The following is a 16,328-nucleotide window of genomic DNA, read 5'->3' as shown; positions in this document are numbered from 1 at the left end:
TGGATAACTTTCTTTAACTCCTCCCATTCTCTATCCAACATATACCTTATCCTCTTTATAGGGGGGATACGATGTCTGTTCCGTGTTCCAGCTCCCGGTATTTTTCTTATTTACCACTTACAGAAAATATAGTAGTTTCGGCTGAACAAAAAGAGATGGGGACATTATGAAAAAGATCAAATGGATCGTTCCGGTGTTTTGTTTAGTCGTATTGTTCTGTTATTCTGGTTTTGCCGCCAATCGCGCCGTGTTAGCTAAGCCCAAAAGCGCATCGATCTGCGACCACAAGAGATCGGTCGACTTTATCAAGGCCGTTTTCCCTAGCGACTCCAAATGGGAAAAATTCTTTCCCATCGCCTTCAGTCATCCGTCATGCACCGGCAAGAAGATCTTAAGCAGGGCTTATCTGATGGAATCGGCCAAGGCCTATCCATCATTTTGCGGGAGCTCCTCCACCGAAAGGAACCTGCATGAGCTGGCCTCTTTTCTCGCGAACGTCTCGCTTGAGACCAACGGTGCCGCAGAAGGCAAGCTAGACGGCGGACTTTGTTTTGCGAGCGAAGTAGGTTGCGACAGCGCGGGCGCATGCTGTAACTATTGCAAGGTCGATCCTCCTTATAACAAGGCCCCAAAATGCGACTGCAGTTATTATGGCCGCGGCGCCCTGCAGATCACCAACCCTTACAATTATTACGAGGCCAGCATCGAGTTGTTCGGTGAGAAGGAGAAGGACATGAAGAAGAATCAGTTCTACAACGACCCCGCTAAGATCCTGACCGGCTCCAATGCATGGAAGGCCTCTTTGGCGTTCTGGGTGAAACATATGGGAGGGTTTGACAAGGCCTCTCAAACCACCATCAAGAAACAGGCCACCGCACACGATGCCATCACATCGGATGGCATTGATTTCGGAAAAACGGTAGAGGTCATCAATGGTAATCTTGAGTGTGGAAATCCATCTGCCGCATTCCGTAAAAAAACCGCCGGTCGTATCGGGTACTATAAACAGTATATCGCCGCATTTTCTTCTGCTTGTGGAATTAGCGTAAGCCCTACAGCGAATATCGACTGTGCAAGCACGACACCCCCTCCGCCCCCCGATGAAAGGACTTCGCGTTGTGGAGTTGACTGGGACACCGCGAACAAGACCTGCGGAAAATCATGCAAGACGCCGGACCAATGCCCAACAGGCGAGGGTTGCTACGCTAGCCTTGACCTCGCACCATGCCTATAGCAGGTTCCCAACTAGCGATCCGAACGAATTAGCAAACAGGTTCTAACTCGGCCTATCCAGAGTAGCCGAAAAAATAGCCCCTGCTCTAGCAGGGGCTATTTTACATCTTTTATTTTACTGACCCATCTATCTTGCGGCCGCGAACTTCTTCGCTTCTTCTTGCTAGGACCCGTTACTGGTTAACGAACAGCTCATTGATCAGCTTCCCCACGCCTATCTTCTTTTCAGCCGAATAAGGGATAAAAGTGTGAGCGCCTACTAGGGCCTCTATCTTTTGGAGGTGAGGTTTACATTCCGACTTTTTGATCTTGTCCATCTTGTTGGCAACGACCACAATGTTCTTTTTCTGGTCCTCCAGGCCGCGAAGTACGTCCAGATCGTCTTTTGTTGGGCCTATCTTGGCATCTATTATTAGGACCACCTTTTTTTGTTTATACTTCGAATCAAAAAGATACCAGTAGATCAGCTTATCTAGACGGTCCCTGACCAGCTTTGGCGCCTTGGCAAAGCCGTACCCCGGCAGATCGACCAGATAACAAGAGTTGTTGATAAGAAAGATGTTTATCTGCTGGGTACATCCGGGATAGGAGCTGGACCTTGCCAGCTTTTTCTGGCTGGTCAAAGAATTGATAACGCTCGACTTCCCCACGTTCGATCGACCGATAAAGGCGATCTGGGGCAACTTATCCTCCATGATCCTGTCGGCGCCTACGATACCTCTTATAAATTTTGCGGATGTTATTTTCATCTTATATCCTTCCTCCCATCAGCAAACAGAAGCGTCTTGTCACCGGCGCTTCCAGCGTAAGCGGCTTAAATTTTGGCGGCTGAATACAGGCCCCGCCCGGAATGAAGCCGCCAAAATTCAGCGGTCATTGTGAGCTTCGCCCTTCGACAAGCTCGGGGTGAGCGGAATATTAGCAACTAAAGTTGCGCATGTTTCTTGGCCAAGAAGGCGAGTGGTCAAGCTTGGCCTCACAACCGGCATGTCCCCCAAGACCCCGCCTTTCAATGTCTTAGGAACGGGCTTTATGTCAAGTTCGTTTCTGCTACTTAACCCTGCTTCCGGCCGGGATATCTTTCTCCGGCGTGAGTATCACTACCGATTCTGCGTCGCTTGCGGCAAGGAGCATTCCTTGAGATTCCACTCCGCGAAGCTTTGCCGCTTTCAGATTGGCCACAACAACTATCTTTTTGCCGATAAGTGCTTCCGGTGTGTAGTGTTTTGCTATCCCTGCAACTATCTGCCTTGTTTCGCCGCCGAGGTCCACTTGAAGCTTTAGGAGCTTGTCCGCACCTTCGACCTTTTCAGCAGATTTGATCTCCGCAACCTTCAATTCTACCTTTGCAAAGTCCGATATCTCTATCTCATTGCTCATCGGTTTCGGTTCGGTATTTGTAACTTGTGTTTCTGTCATCTTTTTATCCTCTTTTTTGGTCTTTCCTGCTTCCTGTGTCTTGCCTCCTGCTTCGGCCCTCTCCTCTATCCTGGGGAACAGGTTCTCGGCTTCCGCAACACGCCCCTTCCCAAAACCCATCTGCCTCTTTATCTTTTCGCACGACTCCGGGATAAAAGGCTCAAGCTGGATAGAAACTTCCTCTATCGCCGCATATACGTTACCAAGGACGGTCCCGAGCTTTTTCATATTCCCGGCTTTGGCAAGCTCCCAGGGTTTGTTCTCGTTTATATATCTGTCTATTCCCGAAACGACGTCCATAACGGAGGCAAGGGCCAGATGGAAATTGACATCGCCCTTGGTGTGGTCGAGGGCATCATTTACCTTATCTTCAATATCACCCGTTAACTTGCTAACCTGTGAACCTGCAAACTTGGGAACCTTTCTGCCAAAATAGCGCTCTATCATCGCGCGGGTCCTTGCAACGAGGTTTCCTATGCCGTTCGCGAGGTCGGCGTTGTAACGTTCGATGAAATTCTCCCATGTGAAATCGGCGTCTTTACCAAAAGACGAGGTTCGCATTAAATAGTATCGTAGCGAATCGGCGCCGTATCTGTCTATGACATCCAAGGGCGTTACAACGTTGCCAAGCGTCTTACTCATCTTTTCGCCCTTGAGATAGACAAAGCCGTGCGCGAAGATGTTGGCTGGCAGCTCTATCTTTGCGGACATGAGCATCGCGGGCCACAATGCGCAATGAAAGCGGATGATGTCCTTTCCGATCACATGCATATCGGCAGGCCACCATTTTTTGAAAAGTTTCGCATCTGTCCCGTAGCCAACGGCTGTTATATAGTTCATTAGCGCATCGAACCAGACATAGATCACATGATTTTTATCGAAAGGAAGGGGGATACCCCATTCAAAGCCTGCGCGCGAGATACTGATATCCTGCAGGCCCTTCTTTATCATGCTTACGACCTCATTACGGCGGCCTTCGGGCTCTATGCAACTTGGGTTCTTTTCGATATGGTCCAGCAGGGGCATTTCGTATTTAGACAGTTTGAAGAAGTAGTTCTCTTCTTCTATCCATTTGGGTTTGGATTTATGATTCGGGCAGACGCCGTTAACGAGGTCCTTTTCAGTAAAGAAGGCCTCGCACGATTCGCAGTACCATCCTGAATATTTTGCCTTGTATATATCGCCGGCGTCAAAGATCTTTTGAAAGAGCTCCTGAACTCCATTTACATGTCTCCCTTCGGATGTCTGGACGAAATCGTCATATGAGATATTGAGGCGCTTCCAGACCTCCTCGAACTTTGCGCGCATCTCGTCGCAATATTTCTTGGTGTCGATACCTTTTTCGGTAGCCGCCTTCAGTACGCTGGTAGAATGTTCGTCATTCCCCATCTGGAAATGAACGTTATTATCCCCTAGCTTCTTTCTCATTGAACGCGCAAGAACATCCGCCCCTATCTTCTCATAAGCCGTGCCAATATGCGGAAGACTGTTAACGTAATCTATCGCAGTAGTTATATAGAACTTCTTTGCCTTGCTGGCTTTGCTTGCCTGTGACTTTGCTGGCTTATTTTTACCCTTCGAGCTTTTCATCTTTCTTGGTCTCTTTCTCTTCCCTTACTTTCTCTTTCTCCTTGGTCTTTTTCTGGGAACCTCTGGGCTTTGAAAGTACCTGGCAGTCACTGCACTTGCATCTTACCTCTTCGTAACCGTCCTCGTTATCTACCCTGACCGAGCAGAGATGTTTGAGTATATCAAGGTTAGTTATGATACCATCGCCCTCTTTTATCTTTACCTTGGCCCCAATGGGGGGGAGGTCTTTTCTTTCGTTAAGATATGTTTCGTTCTCATAGTTAAGGCAACATTTAAGTTTTCCGCACATGCCGGTCAACTTTGCTGGATTTGGAGAGAGCCCCTGGTTCTTGGCCATTGTTATCGATATGGGCTTGAACTCCTGCAGATATGTTTCGCAACAGCAGACTATTCCACACGGGCCCATGGAGCCTATCGCTTTTGCCTCATCGCGGGCGCCTATCTGACGCATCTCAATTCTCATGTGGAGCGAACTTGCAAGATCCTTCACAAGCGCCCTGAAATCGACGCGCTCTTCGGCAAAGAAGAAGAAGATGGCCTTATTGTCTTCGAACGAGACATCTACAAGCTTCATGTAAAGGTCGCGTTCTAAGATCTTTTTTTCGCAAAGATCGTACGCCTCGAGCGCCTTTTCCATATCCTGATGATATTTGTCGATGTCTGTGTTCGTGGCCTTCCGAAGAATCGGCTTGATATTCGTGGCGACGCTTGATGCGGGTTCGTCCCTTGGAAGCGTCACAACCTGTCCTACAACCTCTCCGTGATCGCCCTTGATAACGACAAAGTCATGCAGAGAAAGTTCAATGTTACCAGCAAGATAACGCTCTATTTTGCTTGCCTTTGAAAAGTGAACGCCTGCAATTCTTCGCGTCTTTTGCTGTTCCGGTTCTTTTTCCATAATTAAGTTCAAAGCAATGTAAACAAAAGCTCCTCGAACGGCAATATAAAAATGGGGCCTTTGTTTGGCTTATTCATCCACTCGTTAATGCGAAAAGAAGTTGTTCAAATAAAAGTTGTTTATTATATGTGGCTTCCAGGTCCCTTTCGGCGGATATTATTCTCTGAAGTTTTGGCAGAGATCCGGCCGGGTCGCCTGCCAATGTTCCGCGGTAGACAGATGCAATGGCCGCAAGTATCGCAAGGTGGTTGGCGTCGGATTTTCCCCATCTTTCGGCCGTTGCGATTATCTCCGAAGGCGTCCTTGTCTTTTGGATCCTTGTGATAGTCTCTTTCGCATCCTTTAGGGTATCAACGGGAAAGGTAAGCGCTAACCCTAAGCTTCCGCATGAAATTAAGGCCATCATCCCGGCAGTTTCTTTGTCGGTCTTGAGCCGTTCTTCAATAATGGGAACGATCTCTTCGACAGGAAGAGGAGAGAACGTGATCTTCTGGCATCTTGAGATGATGGTTGGAAGGAACATGTGACTTCTGGATGTTATAAGAAAGAAGTGTGTGTCCCTTGGAGGCTCCTCCAATATCTTAAGCGCAGAATTTGCCGCCGCCTGATTCATTCTTTCGGCATTGTCTATTATGACGAACTTGTACCTTCCCTCGAGAGGATGCATCTGCACCTTTCCCTGAACGGTACGCATCTGTTCTATTGAGATGTCCTTCTTGTCCTCTTCAAGAGATACGTTAAAGATGTCCGGGTGAGAGTCGTTAACTATCTTTTGGCATTTGGGGCAGACACCACAAGCGCTTTCACAGTAGAGCCCCATGATGAACTTCTGCAGGACCAGCTTTTTGCCGACGCCTTCGGGGCCGGAGAGGATATAGGCGCTTGCCAGCCTGTTCTCTTTTTCAGCTTTTTTGAGTAGTTCGATCTCTTCTTTGTGGCCTATTAGATTCATCTAAGTAACTTTTCGACTATGTTTGTGATATCTGCCCGGATCTCGTCTGTCGGCCTGAGTCCGTCAACGACCTTTACTCTTAAAGGTTCTTCGCGGGATATTTGAAGGTAGCCCTTTCTCACGCGCTCGTGAAATGAGACCTCTTCCCGCTCGAACCGGTCGAGAGATCTCCTGCTCCGAGCCCTTTTAAGTCCTTCGTTAGGGTCGATATCCAAAAGGATAGTGAGGTCCGGTTTAAGCCCGCCAGTTGCCAGCGAATCGAGACCTTTAATAAATTTCGGTGAAAGCTTTCGTGCCGCGCCTTGATAAGCCGTTGTCGAATCGGAATAACGGTCACAAAGGACGATCTTGCCTTCGGCGATCGACGGTTTCACAAGCTCTTCCAGATGTTGTGCGCGTGCCGCGCCATAAAGTAAAAGTTCGGCAACTGAACACATTTTTTTATTTTCGGGGTCCAAAAGTATGCCGCGGATCTTGTCTCCTATCTCGGTGCCTCCCGGTTCGCGCGTCAGGACCGTTGCAAGACCTTTAGAACGAAGATTTTCGTCAAGAAGCCTTATCTGCGTCGTCTTGCCGCAACCTTCGATCCCTTCGAATGTTATAAATCTACCTTTCATATTATATTAGACTATAGACCTTAGACCATGGCCCTAGCCATTTATACATTTGCTCAGCACAGGCGCCAATATCGGCAATGCACCTTTAATTCCGTTAAGGACGAATTGTACGGCAATGACGGCCAGCACTAGGCCCATGAGCCTTATCACTATACGGAGTCCGCCGCCGCCAAGGATCGAGGTCATTTTGTGGGCATGAGTGAGAACGATATACATTATGATCATGGCGATAACGATGCAGAGAACGAGCACGCCTAAATAGGCCATGTTCGTCGCTTCTCCGGCGAGCATTAGACAGGTCGTTATCGCCCCTGGCCCGGCTATCATCGGAATGGCAAGCGGCACAATAGAAAAGTCGTCGCTCTTAACGGGGGTTTTCTCTTCGCGGCGCCCCTTTCTAATGTCCATGGCGACACCGAACAGAATGATACCGCCGGCGATCTGGAAGGCGGCTATCGTTATGCTGAAAAGCGAAAAAATAAATGTGCCGAATATCGCAAAGACTATCATCACCCACATGGAGGTGAGGCAGGCCTTCATGGCCACCTTTTTAATCTCCTTTGCAGGCATCCCTTCGGCAAAGGAGACAAAGAAAGATGCCGCCGCAATGGGGTTCGTGATAATGATAAGCGCCGGCAGGGCAAGGCCTATGTAGGCAAAGATCTGTTTAAATAATTCTGGCATAGTTTGTCTTGCCGGTTCCGCCTGTTGGGCCAGTTTAGCCGGTCGCAAACGTATAGCAACTTAGTTTAGTTTAGGTCAATGATAATGACTCTGGAGGTTGGGGCCTCTCTTGACTCTTCTTTTTTGCGGGGTCTTGGTTCCGGGAGGGGGAGTTGCAAGGAGGGCCGTTCGCAGACGTCTTTATTGGTTCTTTGTCTTCTTATCTTATTGATTTTATTGATAATTGCCGCTTTCATATATTGTCTCCGCTGGACCCCTCGATCCGCCTTTGGCGGCCTCGGGATGAGGGGCCAGCTTTCGCCGTTCCCTCATATATATTATCGTCAATTTTCCGGAAAAGTTGCGTGAAAAATCAATACCTAAAGGCGCTGCCGCCTATGAACTCACGAAGTATCGATGTCTGCGGGACCTCCTGAGGAAGTATCGGTATCAAAAGGTCTAAGAAGCGAAAGAGACGCAGTGCCTCAACATATGATGGATGGTCGCTTGGGACCTCCATCAAAAGCCTTTCGGCAAACGTCTTTAGAAGCGCCGGTTCATAGACTAGCGTTGAGTTAAACATGATGTCGGCATCTTCCTGGAAGGGAAAGATGTTCATGTTCTCACCGGCGCGGACCTGCGGCCACATGGCGAGAGTGTCTGCGGCGGCGGAGCCTCTGAAGAGCCTGTCGCGAACGACGCGGCGCAGTAACCTTGCGTCCGATGTAAGGATACGGTTGTGATCGTCTATGCAAAGCTGCGTTAACGCCGATACGTATATCTTTACCTTATTCTTTTTGGAGATCTCGGACGAAAGTTTTTCGTTAAGGCCGTGTAGCCCTTCGGTAATAAGGACCTGGTTTGGTTTTAACCGCATTAGGTGTTTTCTGTTGCTGTCGCGCTTCCCGGCGTTAAATGAATAGACAGGGGTCGCAACCTCTTTCCCGGCCAAGAGCTCTTTTACATGCTTGTTGAAAAGTTTAAGGTCGATGGCGTCTATCGATTCAAAGTCATAAGTTCCGTCCGGACGTCTTGGTGAATCTTTTCTATCGAGATAATAATTATCTATCGATATCGCGACCGGCTCTATTCCGTTCACCCGAAGCTGAACCGCGAGTCTCTTTGTAAATGTCGTCTTTCCCGAAGAAGATGGGCCTGCGATAAGCACAAGCCTTACATCTTTTCTGTTATGGATGTCGTCGGCAATAGCCGCTATCTTCTTTTCATGAAGCGCCTCGGCGACCTGGACCAGGTCCGGTGCAGCGCCGCTTATACATGTCTGGTTCAACTGCGCAACGTTCTGAATGTTTATCAGCTCGTTCCATTTTCTGGTCTCAAGATATGCCTTGAAGAGCTTCGGCTGATCGAAGATCCTGCCTGTGAACTTTCCGTTCGTCGAAGGAAACTCGAGGACAAGACCGTGGTAATATTTATGAAGTTTAAAATGTTCAATGAGACCGGTCCTGTGTGCGATGGGACCGTAGACGAAGCCCCTGTACTTGAGAATGTCAGCCACCTGCGCCTCACTCTTGCGGGTCTGTTTTAAGAGCATGACACGATCATTGCGCCCGGTCTTTTTATAATGATCGATGGCGATCTCGATCGGTATCCATATGGGCCGAAGAGGGACGTCTCTTTTGACGATATCGCGCATCTTCTTCTCTACAGAATCAATGAAATTATCTGTTATGGGACCGTTCTTAAGCTCCAGAAAGTATCCGTGGCCTATCGATTGGCCTACGTTGACGCTTGCGTTTGGACTTATCTCTCTAAGCGCCGCGAAGAATATCAAAAGCGAGCTCCTTCTGTAGACCTCTGTTCCTTCGCGGGAAGTGAGGTCGAGCGTCTCTATCGTGCACGAAAGTTTTATATCGTGATAGAGCCCTACCAGCCTATTGTTGGCAAGCGCCGCGATGGGCGGAAATTCGCTCTTGTGAGGGCTCTTGCCGAGAATGTCCGCTATCGTCGTGCCGGGGATCGTGTAAACATCCTTACCGTTAAGTGTTATCTTCAGTAGTTTTTCCATAGCGCAGTGCACTATAGCACGCAGGCTTTTTATTGGACAAGGGAAAATAGTTCATGATACGAAATCATCCCATGTGCAACACAAGGGTCATTCAAAGGGCAGTCCCGGTCGTCAAGGGTATCACGGGAGCGATCTTCTTTGCCTGCCTCACGGGCCTTGCCGCCCAGATAAGGATACCTCTTCCTTTTACACCCGTTCCGCTGACCTTGCAGGTCTTTGCCGTGCTTTTTAGCGGGGCCCTGCTCGGGAGTAGATACGGTTCTCTAAGCCAGCTTGTCTATCTTGCGGCCGGTGTTGCCGGGCTACCATTCTTCTCTGGAATCTCCTCGGGCACGGCTGTTCTCCTAGGTTCAACAGGCGGTTACATAATAGGTTTCATCCCGGCGGCTTATATAGTCGGCGCGCTTGTAAAGAGACCTAAAAGTAGAATAGGCATAATATCTTTCATGATGCTGGCCGTTGCCGTGATCTATCTTTTTGGAGCCATCTGGTTCGCGGCCGTTACGGGTTCTAATTTTAACACAACGTTAAAGCTGGCGGTCATCCCATTTGCGGGGTTCGATCTTGCCAAGGCGTTCGCCGCCTCATTTCTTATCCGCAAATGATCAAGATCAGACCTCATCATCTTCTCTGCGTCAGGGGTTTTAACGGCAAAGGATATTCAGACGATTTCATTCAGAATATGGCAAGGGTCGTCCGCGCGCTAAAAAACAAAAAAGAGATTCTCATAACTTTTGGCTACGACGATATCTGTTCCAAATGCCCCGATTTAAATAATGAAAAGTGTGTTTCGGAAGAGAAGGTCGGAAAACACGACTCTTTAGTTGCCAATGAACTTGATTTGGAAAACGGAAAGGTTTACAACACTGTCGGTCTATCCAAAGACACAGATGCCAAAAAAACAGCGCTTAAGAGATATTGCGTCTCGTGCGAATGGTTTGACGAGTGTTATTAAAAAGGACTGGCAAATATGACGATATGCCCGAACTTGTGATGTTTTGTGGCGTTGATTATTGAAGAGGCCTTCCTTTTAAAGTCTTCTGCGGCAGACCTCCCAACCTCATTCACCAGTTCTTTGCGACAACGTTTCAACTTAGAGCCAATGTTCACCCAGCGGATTATTGAACCTGCGGCCGATGATCTCATTTATCCTTACATGTGTTTCATCGTAAACCTTGCTTCGCATATTTTATCTCTTTAAGGCGGCCTCGATATCTTCCAAAAGATCATCTGTATCTTCAATGCCGACCGAAAGTCTCACCATGTTATCTTTGATCCCTATCTTTTTCCGTTCTTCTGATGGTATCGATGCGTGCGTCATGGACGACGGCTGGCAGACGAGCGATTCCACACCTCCAAGACTCTCGGCGAGACAGAAGAGCTTCAATCGCTTTATGAATCTCTTGGCGGACTTTTCATTGCCAAACTCTACCGTGACCATGCCTCCGAACCCTTTCATCTGGCGGTGGGCGAGCCTCTGCTGGGGATGTGAAGCGAGCCCGGGATAATAGACCTCTTTTATCTCTCTGCGGTTCCGCAGATATTTGGCTATTGCGGCAGCGTTCTTTTCGTGGGCGGCCATCCTTAATGCAAGCGTCTTGATGCCACGGCTTATAAGCCAGCAGTCGAACGGCGACGGGTTGAGCCCCGCGGCCTTTCGGTAAAAATCGAACCTCTTTTTGAGCTCCTTGTCGTTCGTTATGAGAGCCCCGCCGATGACGTCCGAATGGCCGCCAAGATATTTTGTTGAGCTGTGGATGACCACGTCCGCGCCAAGATCGAGAGGATTCTGAAAGACAGGGCTGGCAAATGTATTATCTACGATGACTTTGATATTTTTGGAACGGGCAAAGCTGCACGCCTGTTTCAGGTCAACGATCTTTAGAAGGGGATTTGTGGGCGTCTCTATCAATAACCATTTGGTCTCCGGCCTCACAGCCTTTTTCCACATGCCGGGGTCATCGCTCCTTGCGAACGAGCTTTTTACGCCGTATTTCGCAAAGACATTGATCAAAAGGCGATAGGTGCCGCCATAGAGGTCCTCGTTCGCCACGATATGGCAGCGTCCCGCGCTAAAGAGCCAAGCCGTTAGCGCGCCAAGCCCGGAGCTAAGAACAGTGGCGTATCTCCCGTTTTCGATGGATGCAAGGGTCTCTTCAAGCCGTGAAAAGTTGGGATTCCCGGCGCGAGTATATTCGAACTCGCCTATGGGTCTCCCCGGACTTTTTTGCATGAACGTTGTGGTCTGGCAGATGGATGGGATGACCGCTCCGGTGTCCTTGTCGGGCCTTTGCCCTTTATGAACCGTCTTTGTACCTATTTTCATAAGAATCCTTTTTTCTTCATCCATTCATCGGAATGGCACTTGCTTAGATAGTTCCTTCCCGTATCAGGAAGAATGATGACGACATTGCCGCCGACCCTGTTCTTTTTGCAATATTTCACGGCCGCGGCCAGGGCGGTGCCGGAAGAGCCCCCGGCAAATATCCCTTCTTCCCGTGCAAGGCGTCTTGCCATAAGGAACGACTCTTTGTCGGTCACAACTACGATATCGTCGACCACCGATCTTTTATATGTCTTCGGAAAATAATCCTCGCCTACCCCTTCGACAAGCCAGGGTGAACCATTGCCGCCAGACAGGAGCGATCCCTTTGGATCGGCAAGGATCATCTTTATCTTTGGATCTCGTTCCTTAAGATATCTTCCGCAACCGGAGATGGTTCCGCCCGTTCCAACGCCGGAGACCAATGCCGATATCTTTCCCTTCATATCGCGCCATGTCTCGGGGCCCGTAGTTAGGTAATGCGTCTTTGGATTACTGGGATTGGTGAACTGGCTGGGCATGAAGGAATTGTTTGTCTTGGAAGCTATCTTTACTGCGAGGACGCTGTAATTTTCCGGACTGTCGGGCGCAACATCCGATCTTGTTACCACCACCTTTGCGCCATACGCCTTGAGCAGGGCCACTTTTTCTTCGCTCATTTTATCGGGGACTACGAAGAGGCATTTGTATCCCTTTACAGCCGCGATCTGCGCCAGCGCCACACCGGTATTTCCTGCTGTGGCCTCTATGATGGTCGAACCCCTTTTTAACAGGCCCTTTTTTTCCGCCTCTTCTATCATCTTAAGGGCTATCCTGTCCTTAATGCTTCCGCCCGGATTCGCGGCCTCGCATTTTGCAAAGAGGGCCGCCGTAAGGCCTTTTCCTATCTTGTTAAGTCTTACGATCGGGGTCTTACCGATGCTTTCCAGTATAGAATTATGAGCCGCCATAAGTGGACCACAATAGACATCTTATTTGCCATTTTTTCAAGGAATGTTTTTTGGAAATGTTTTTTGGAACTATCTTCCGAGCAGGGTAGTGCCTATCCACACAAAAAGCTGACCGACGAGCGTAAGCATGATGATGGCAACGGGATAGACCGCGGCGTAAGTGACCGCCGGCGAATCATCCTCCACGGTCTTTATCAATACTCCCAAGGATGGGCTGCTTGTCTTGGCGCCACACACGGCACCCAACGATTGTGTGATAGGAAGTTTGAATATCTTGTGAACAAGGAAATATGAACCAAAGAGCGAAACGAGCGAGACCGCAGCGCCCAATATGATACATGATATTATACTATGACCGCCAATGCTGGCTATTAGTTCATGGCCCGTCTTTACGCCGATCCCGATGAGAAATAGTACAAGCCCAAGATCGCGCAGGAATATCTTTGTGGCGTTGGGTATCCTTACGGACCATTTTCCTATCTTCCCAAAGTGACCCAAGATGAGAGCGACAAATAATGGCCCGCCGGCAACGCCTAGCTTCAATGAAAAATTTCCGATAACAAAAGGGATTTCTCCCAAAAGGGCGCCGAAGAACATTCCGATGGTAAGTATGAGAATATTCGTGTCGTCAAGCCTTCTTCTCTCGGAGCCGGCCATCTTAATGAAGCGCTCAACGTTCTCCATTCGCCCCACGACCTTCATCATGTCGCCTATCTCGAGCGAAACGCCGCCGGTAGGGGTTATTTCCACCTCGCCGCGATAAAGCCTGGTTATCGTTATGCCGTAGCTTTCAGGCAGCTTTAGGTTCCGTAGCAATCTTCCAGCAAGTTTTGAACTGCTCACGAAAAGGTCCTTTATCGCCATAAAACCCGGAGGCGGGAGCTCCTGGCCCATATCCTCGCCGAAGAGGATACGGAACTTTTCAAGTTCGGCGGCCTGTCCCACCGCCACCACTGTATCTCCAAGTTCGAACTTTGCGTCCGGCGTGCAGATGGTAATGTGCTCGCCCCGTTTGAATCTTGTGAGATTTACGTGTGCAATGTTGTGGATATCGAGTTCATCAAGGGTCTTCCCTGTCAGGTTTATATTCGTGAGCTTGAAGGACCTGCTCTTAAAACCTCTTACCTCTCGCTCTTTGGCCTCGTTCTCACGATCGGCGTTCACCCTTTTGGAGAATATTTTGGGGACAAGCTGAACAAAGAGCATTTCACTTATAAGCCCGAAAGGGTAGGCGACCGCGTATCCGAGCGATGCCTGGCCGCTGTGGCCCGGGAGATATGTCTGGATGGCGTTTATCGCCGAGGCAAGGGCGGGGGTAGAGGTCATCGCACCCGCGAAAATTCCGGCGGCACTCGCTATGTCCACCTTTAGCGGTATGGCAAGCAGGAGCGCGGTCAATGCTCCTGTGCTGACGGTGAAGAGCGCAAGTCCGGCAAATTTAAGTCCGCGCCTGTGAAATTGCCTGAAGAACTGGGCCCCGGCCTGAAGACCTATCGGGTATATGAAGAAGATGACCCCGATGCTCATTATTATCGAAGGGATCTCCGCCCCCAAAATGCCGGCGGCTATGGCCACAAAGAGGCAGGCGCTGGAGCCGAAAGAGATACCCTTTATTTTGATATGGCCTATAATGTAACCAATTGATATTATTGCCAAAAGAACCAGTAGCTGGTTATTTAAAAGTCCCGTTCCCATATGTTCGGGCGCTATTATGCCATAAGAACCCCCCTTTCAAGAACTATTATTTTGTTATTGACATTAATATATTCATATATAGATATATTCGCATATATGAATATACAGGCCAAGGAGTTAAGGGAGCGGGCGCACAGGGCAGGGCATTGTCTTAAGGGGCTGGCGAATGAAGCGAGACTTGTGATCGTCATGACGCTTCGTTCCGGGGAGAAGGGGGTCAACGAGCTTTCCGAAGCGACCGGCTATCCTCAGCCAACCGTCTCGCAGCATCTTTCAAAGATGAAGGAGCGGGACCTTGTGGAGGCAAGGCGCGAAGGAAATCAGATATTCTATTCCATCAAAGATAAAAGACTTCTCGAGTTCTTGGACCTAATGAAGGCGCTATTTTGCAAATAAAGGCGAACATATGAAAATAAAATTCTTGGTTACGATCGCCGCTGTCATCCCGTTGATATCGTATGCGGTGGAACCGCTCACGCTTTCAAAGGCGCTTGAGCTTGTTGACAGCTCTCCAAGGAACTCCGCCCTCAGGTCAGAGGTCAGATCGGCGGAAGGAAGGCTCCTTTCGGCGAGCGGGGCCTTTATGCCGCAGGTGAACGTTCTGGAGAGATATGTGAGGACCGATGACCCTGTGGGGGTCTTTGGCGGAAAGCTGCAGCAGGGAAAGTTCACCGCGCAGGATATGGCGATAAACAATCTCAATCATCCGAACGCGATCAACAACTGGGTGACAAGGGCCGAGATAACACAGCCGGTGCTTCACAGCACAACGGATCTCTATAGAAGGGGAGCGGCCAGCCATCAGCTGGATTTGGTGAAGCAGATGAGCGGGTTCGAAAGGGAATCTTTAAGGCTTGATGTGGTCAGTCTCTATTATCAGGCGGTCGCCTACAGAGAAAAGGCGAGAGTGCTCAAAGAGGCTATATATTCCATGAAGGCACTGGAGGCTAGCTATGAACAGGCGAGCGCCCCTTCCAGCGCCAACGAAACGAACTACATAGTTGCAAAGTCGGTAAGAAGCGACCTTGAGTCGCAACTGGTAAGGGTAGAAACGATGGGGGACAACACAAAAAGATGTCTCACGGCGCTTCTGGGTATAAAAGACACGGAAGGCGTTGAGCTTACCGACAGCATCCCCGAGGCGCAAAGGTCCTTCAATGAAGGACCGTCGACCTCTGACACAAGGGGTGACGTTAAGGCCGCCGAGGCCATCTACAAGGCCGCAATTTCTGAGCATAAGTCGGCGAAGTCAACGTTCGGTCCCAACATAGACCTCTTTGCCGCATACAACAGATACACCGGAGATTTTAAATCAAGCGACGGTTCATATGAGGCGGGGATGCTATTTTCGTGGCCTATATTTTCCGGCGAGAGGTTCGGCAAAGTAAAAGAGGCCAACGCGAACAGGGCGGCGGCAAGGGATAACTTTGAGGCGATGAAACTGAAGGCCGAGGCCGAAAAAGAGAACAGCGCTCAAAGACTTAACGCCTGCATAGAACAATACAAATTGAACAAAAAAGCGACCGATGAGGCGGCTAAGGCGCTTAAGCTCGCACGTCAGAGATATATGGAAGGGACGCTCCCCCTTCTTGATTATTCCCAGACGATACAGAACTGGGCGATGATCTCGCTTAGGCTTGTGGATAGCAGATACAGCGTTGCGGAGAGCGATGCCAACAAGAAGTTCCAGACAGGTGACCTATGAATGATCAAAAACTGGGGCCGGCAGGAAAGCTGGCCAAGATGTTCGTTACATCAAAGCTGACACCTTTGATGATAATTGCCTCGCTCCTTTTGGGGCTCATGGCGATATATCTTACCCCCCGCGAAGAGGAGCCTCAGATACTGGTTCCGATGGTGGATGTAATGATACCTTTCACCGGTGCCACGCCCAAAGAGGTCGAAGAGCGTGTTACGACCCCTGCAGAACGATACCTCTGGGGTATCCCGGATGTTGAATAT

17 protein-coding genes are annotated in these 16,328 nt (G+C 49.3%); 6 read left to right on the top strand and 11 right to left on the bottom strand.

Annotated features, from left to right (window positions below; all coding sequences use genetic code 11):
- The first annotated feature begins 166 nt into the window (after positions 1–166).
- Positions 167–1,234: a hypothetical protein gene (locus COV46_05190; protein ID PIR17223.1), complete on the top strand. Its 1,068-nt coding sequence runs from the start codon at positions 167–169 to the stop codon at positions 1,232–1,234.
- Positions 1,235–1,406: 172 nt separating this feature from the next.
- Here the strand turns inward: COV46_05190 and COV46_05185 are convergent, their stop codons facing one another.
- The 7 genes from COV46_05185 to COV46_05155 form a co-directional block, all read right to left on the bottom strand.
- Positions 1,407–1,982, bottom strand: a complete 576-nt coding sequence (locus COV46_05185) for a YihA family ribosome biogenesis GTP-binding protein (GenBank protein ID PIR17222.1) — start codon at positions 1,980–1,982, stop codon at positions 1,407–1,409.
- A gap of 301 nt (positions 1,983–2,283) precedes the next feature.
- A complete protein-coding gene (locus COV46_05180; GenBank protein ID PIR17221.1) occupies positions 2,284–4,242 on the bottom strand; it encodes a methionine--tRNA ligase in 1,959 nt (652 codons plus the stop codon).
- On the bottom strand, positions 4,223–5,140 hold the full coding sequence (locus COV46_05175; GenBank protein ID PIR17220.1) for a stage 0 sporulation protein: 918 nt from the start codon (positions 5,138–5,140) through the stop codon (positions 4,223–4,225). The genes COV46_05180 and COV46_05175 overlap by 20 nt, the downstream gene beginning before the upstream one ends.
- Before the next feature lie 73 nt (positions 5,141–5,213).
- A complete protein-coding gene (locus tag COV46_05170) occupies positions 5,214–6,092 on the bottom strand; it encodes a hypothetical protein (protein ID PIR17219.1) in 879 nt (292 codons plus the stop codon).
- On the bottom strand, positions 6,089–6,709 hold the full coding sequence (locus COV46_05165; protein PIR17218.1) for a dTMP kinase: 621 nt from the start codon (positions 6,707–6,709) through the stop codon (positions 6,089–6,091). Before COV46_05165 ends, COV46_05170 begins: the two co-directional genes overlap by 4 nt.
- Before the next feature lie 33 nt (positions 6,710–6,742).
- Positions 6,743–7,393, bottom strand: a complete 651-nt coding sequence (locus tag COV46_05160) for an antibiotic resistance protein MarC (GenBank protein ID PIR17217.1) — start codon at positions 7,391–7,393, stop codon at positions 6,743–6,745.
- A gap of 352 nt (positions 7,394–7,745) precedes the next feature.
- Positions 7,746–9,398 (bottom strand): AAA family ATPase, encoded by a 1,653-nt coding sequence (locus COV46_05155; protein ID PIR17216.1) that lies wholly within the window; start codon positions 9,396–9,398, stop codon positions 7,746–7,748.
- Positions 9,399–9,469: 71 nt separating this feature from the next.
- Between COV46_05155 and COV46_05150 the strand changes: the two genes are divergently transcribed.
- On the top strand, positions 9,470–10,003 hold the full coding sequence (locus COV46_05150; protein ID PIR17215.1) for a hypothetical protein: 534 nt from the start codon (positions 9,470–9,472) through the stop codon (positions 10,001–10,003).
- Complete coding sequence (locus COV46_05145) at positions 10,000–10,353, top strand: (Fe-S)-binding protein (protein PIR17214.1); 354 nt, start codon at positions 10,000–10,002, stop codon at positions 10,351–10,353. Before COV46_05150 ends, COV46_05145 begins: the two co-directional genes overlap by 4 nt.
- Here COV46_05145 and COV46_05140 read toward each other — a convergent pair.
- From COV46_05140 to COV46_05125, 4 genes are all read right to left on the bottom strand, one after another.
- The gene (locus tag COV46_05140; GenBank protein PIR17213.1) at positions 10,350–10,544 is read right to left on the bottom strand and encodes a hypothetical protein; all 195 of its coding nucleotides are present in this window, start codon (positions 10,542–10,544) and stop codon (positions 10,350–10,352) included. The two genes, COV46_05145 and COV46_05140, sit on opposite strands and share 4 nt — an antisense overlap.
- A gap of 43 nt (positions 10,545–10,587) precedes the next feature.
- A complete protein-coding gene (locus COV46_05135) occupies positions 10,588–11,724 on the bottom strand; it encodes a cystathionine gamma-synthase (protein PIR17225.1) in 1,137 nt (378 codons plus the stop codon).
- A complete protein-coding gene (locus COV46_05130) occupies positions 11,721–12,671 on the bottom strand; it encodes a hypothetical protein (GenBank protein PIR17212.1) in 951 nt (316 codons plus the stop codon). Before COV46_05130 ends, COV46_05135 begins: the two co-directional genes overlap by 4 nt.
- Before the next feature lie 69 nt (positions 12,672–12,740).
- Complete coding sequence (locus COV46_05125; GenBank protein ID PIR17211.1) at positions 12,741–14,366, bottom strand: hypothetical protein; 1,626 nt, start codon at positions 14,364–14,366, stop codon at positions 12,741–12,743.
- A 96-nt stretch (positions 14,367–14,462) separates the two neighbouring features.
- Here COV46_05125 and COV46_05120 point away from each other — a divergent pair, with 96 nt between their 5' ends.
- The 3 genes from COV46_05120 to COV46_05110 all read left to right on the top strand — a co-directional run.
- On the top strand, positions 14,463–14,762 hold the full coding sequence (locus COV46_05120; GenBank protein ID PIR17224.1) for a transcriptional regulator: 300 nt from the start codon (positions 14,463–14,465) through the stop codon (positions 14,760–14,762).
- Between the two features lie 10 nt (positions 14,763–14,772).
- Positions 14,773–16,071 (top strand): hypothetical protein, encoded by a 1,299-nt coding sequence (locus COV46_05115; GenBank protein ID PIR17210.1) that lies wholly within the window; start codon positions 14,773–14,775, stop codon positions 16,069–16,071.
- On the top strand, positions 16,068–16,328 hold a 261-nt coding region (locus COV46_05110; GenBank protein ID PIR17209.1), incomplete at its 3' end, for a hypothetical protein. The genes COV46_05115 and COV46_05110, both read left to right, overlap by 4 nt.

The organism is Deltaproteobacteria bacterium CG11_big_fil_rev_8_21_14_0_20_49_13, from assembly GCA_002796305.1.
Taxonomy (GTDB): domain Bacteria; phylum UBA10199; class UBA10199.
The sequence above is the reverse complement of the archived record's forward strand: the minus strand, read 5'-3'. Positions and strand labels throughout refer to the sequence as shown.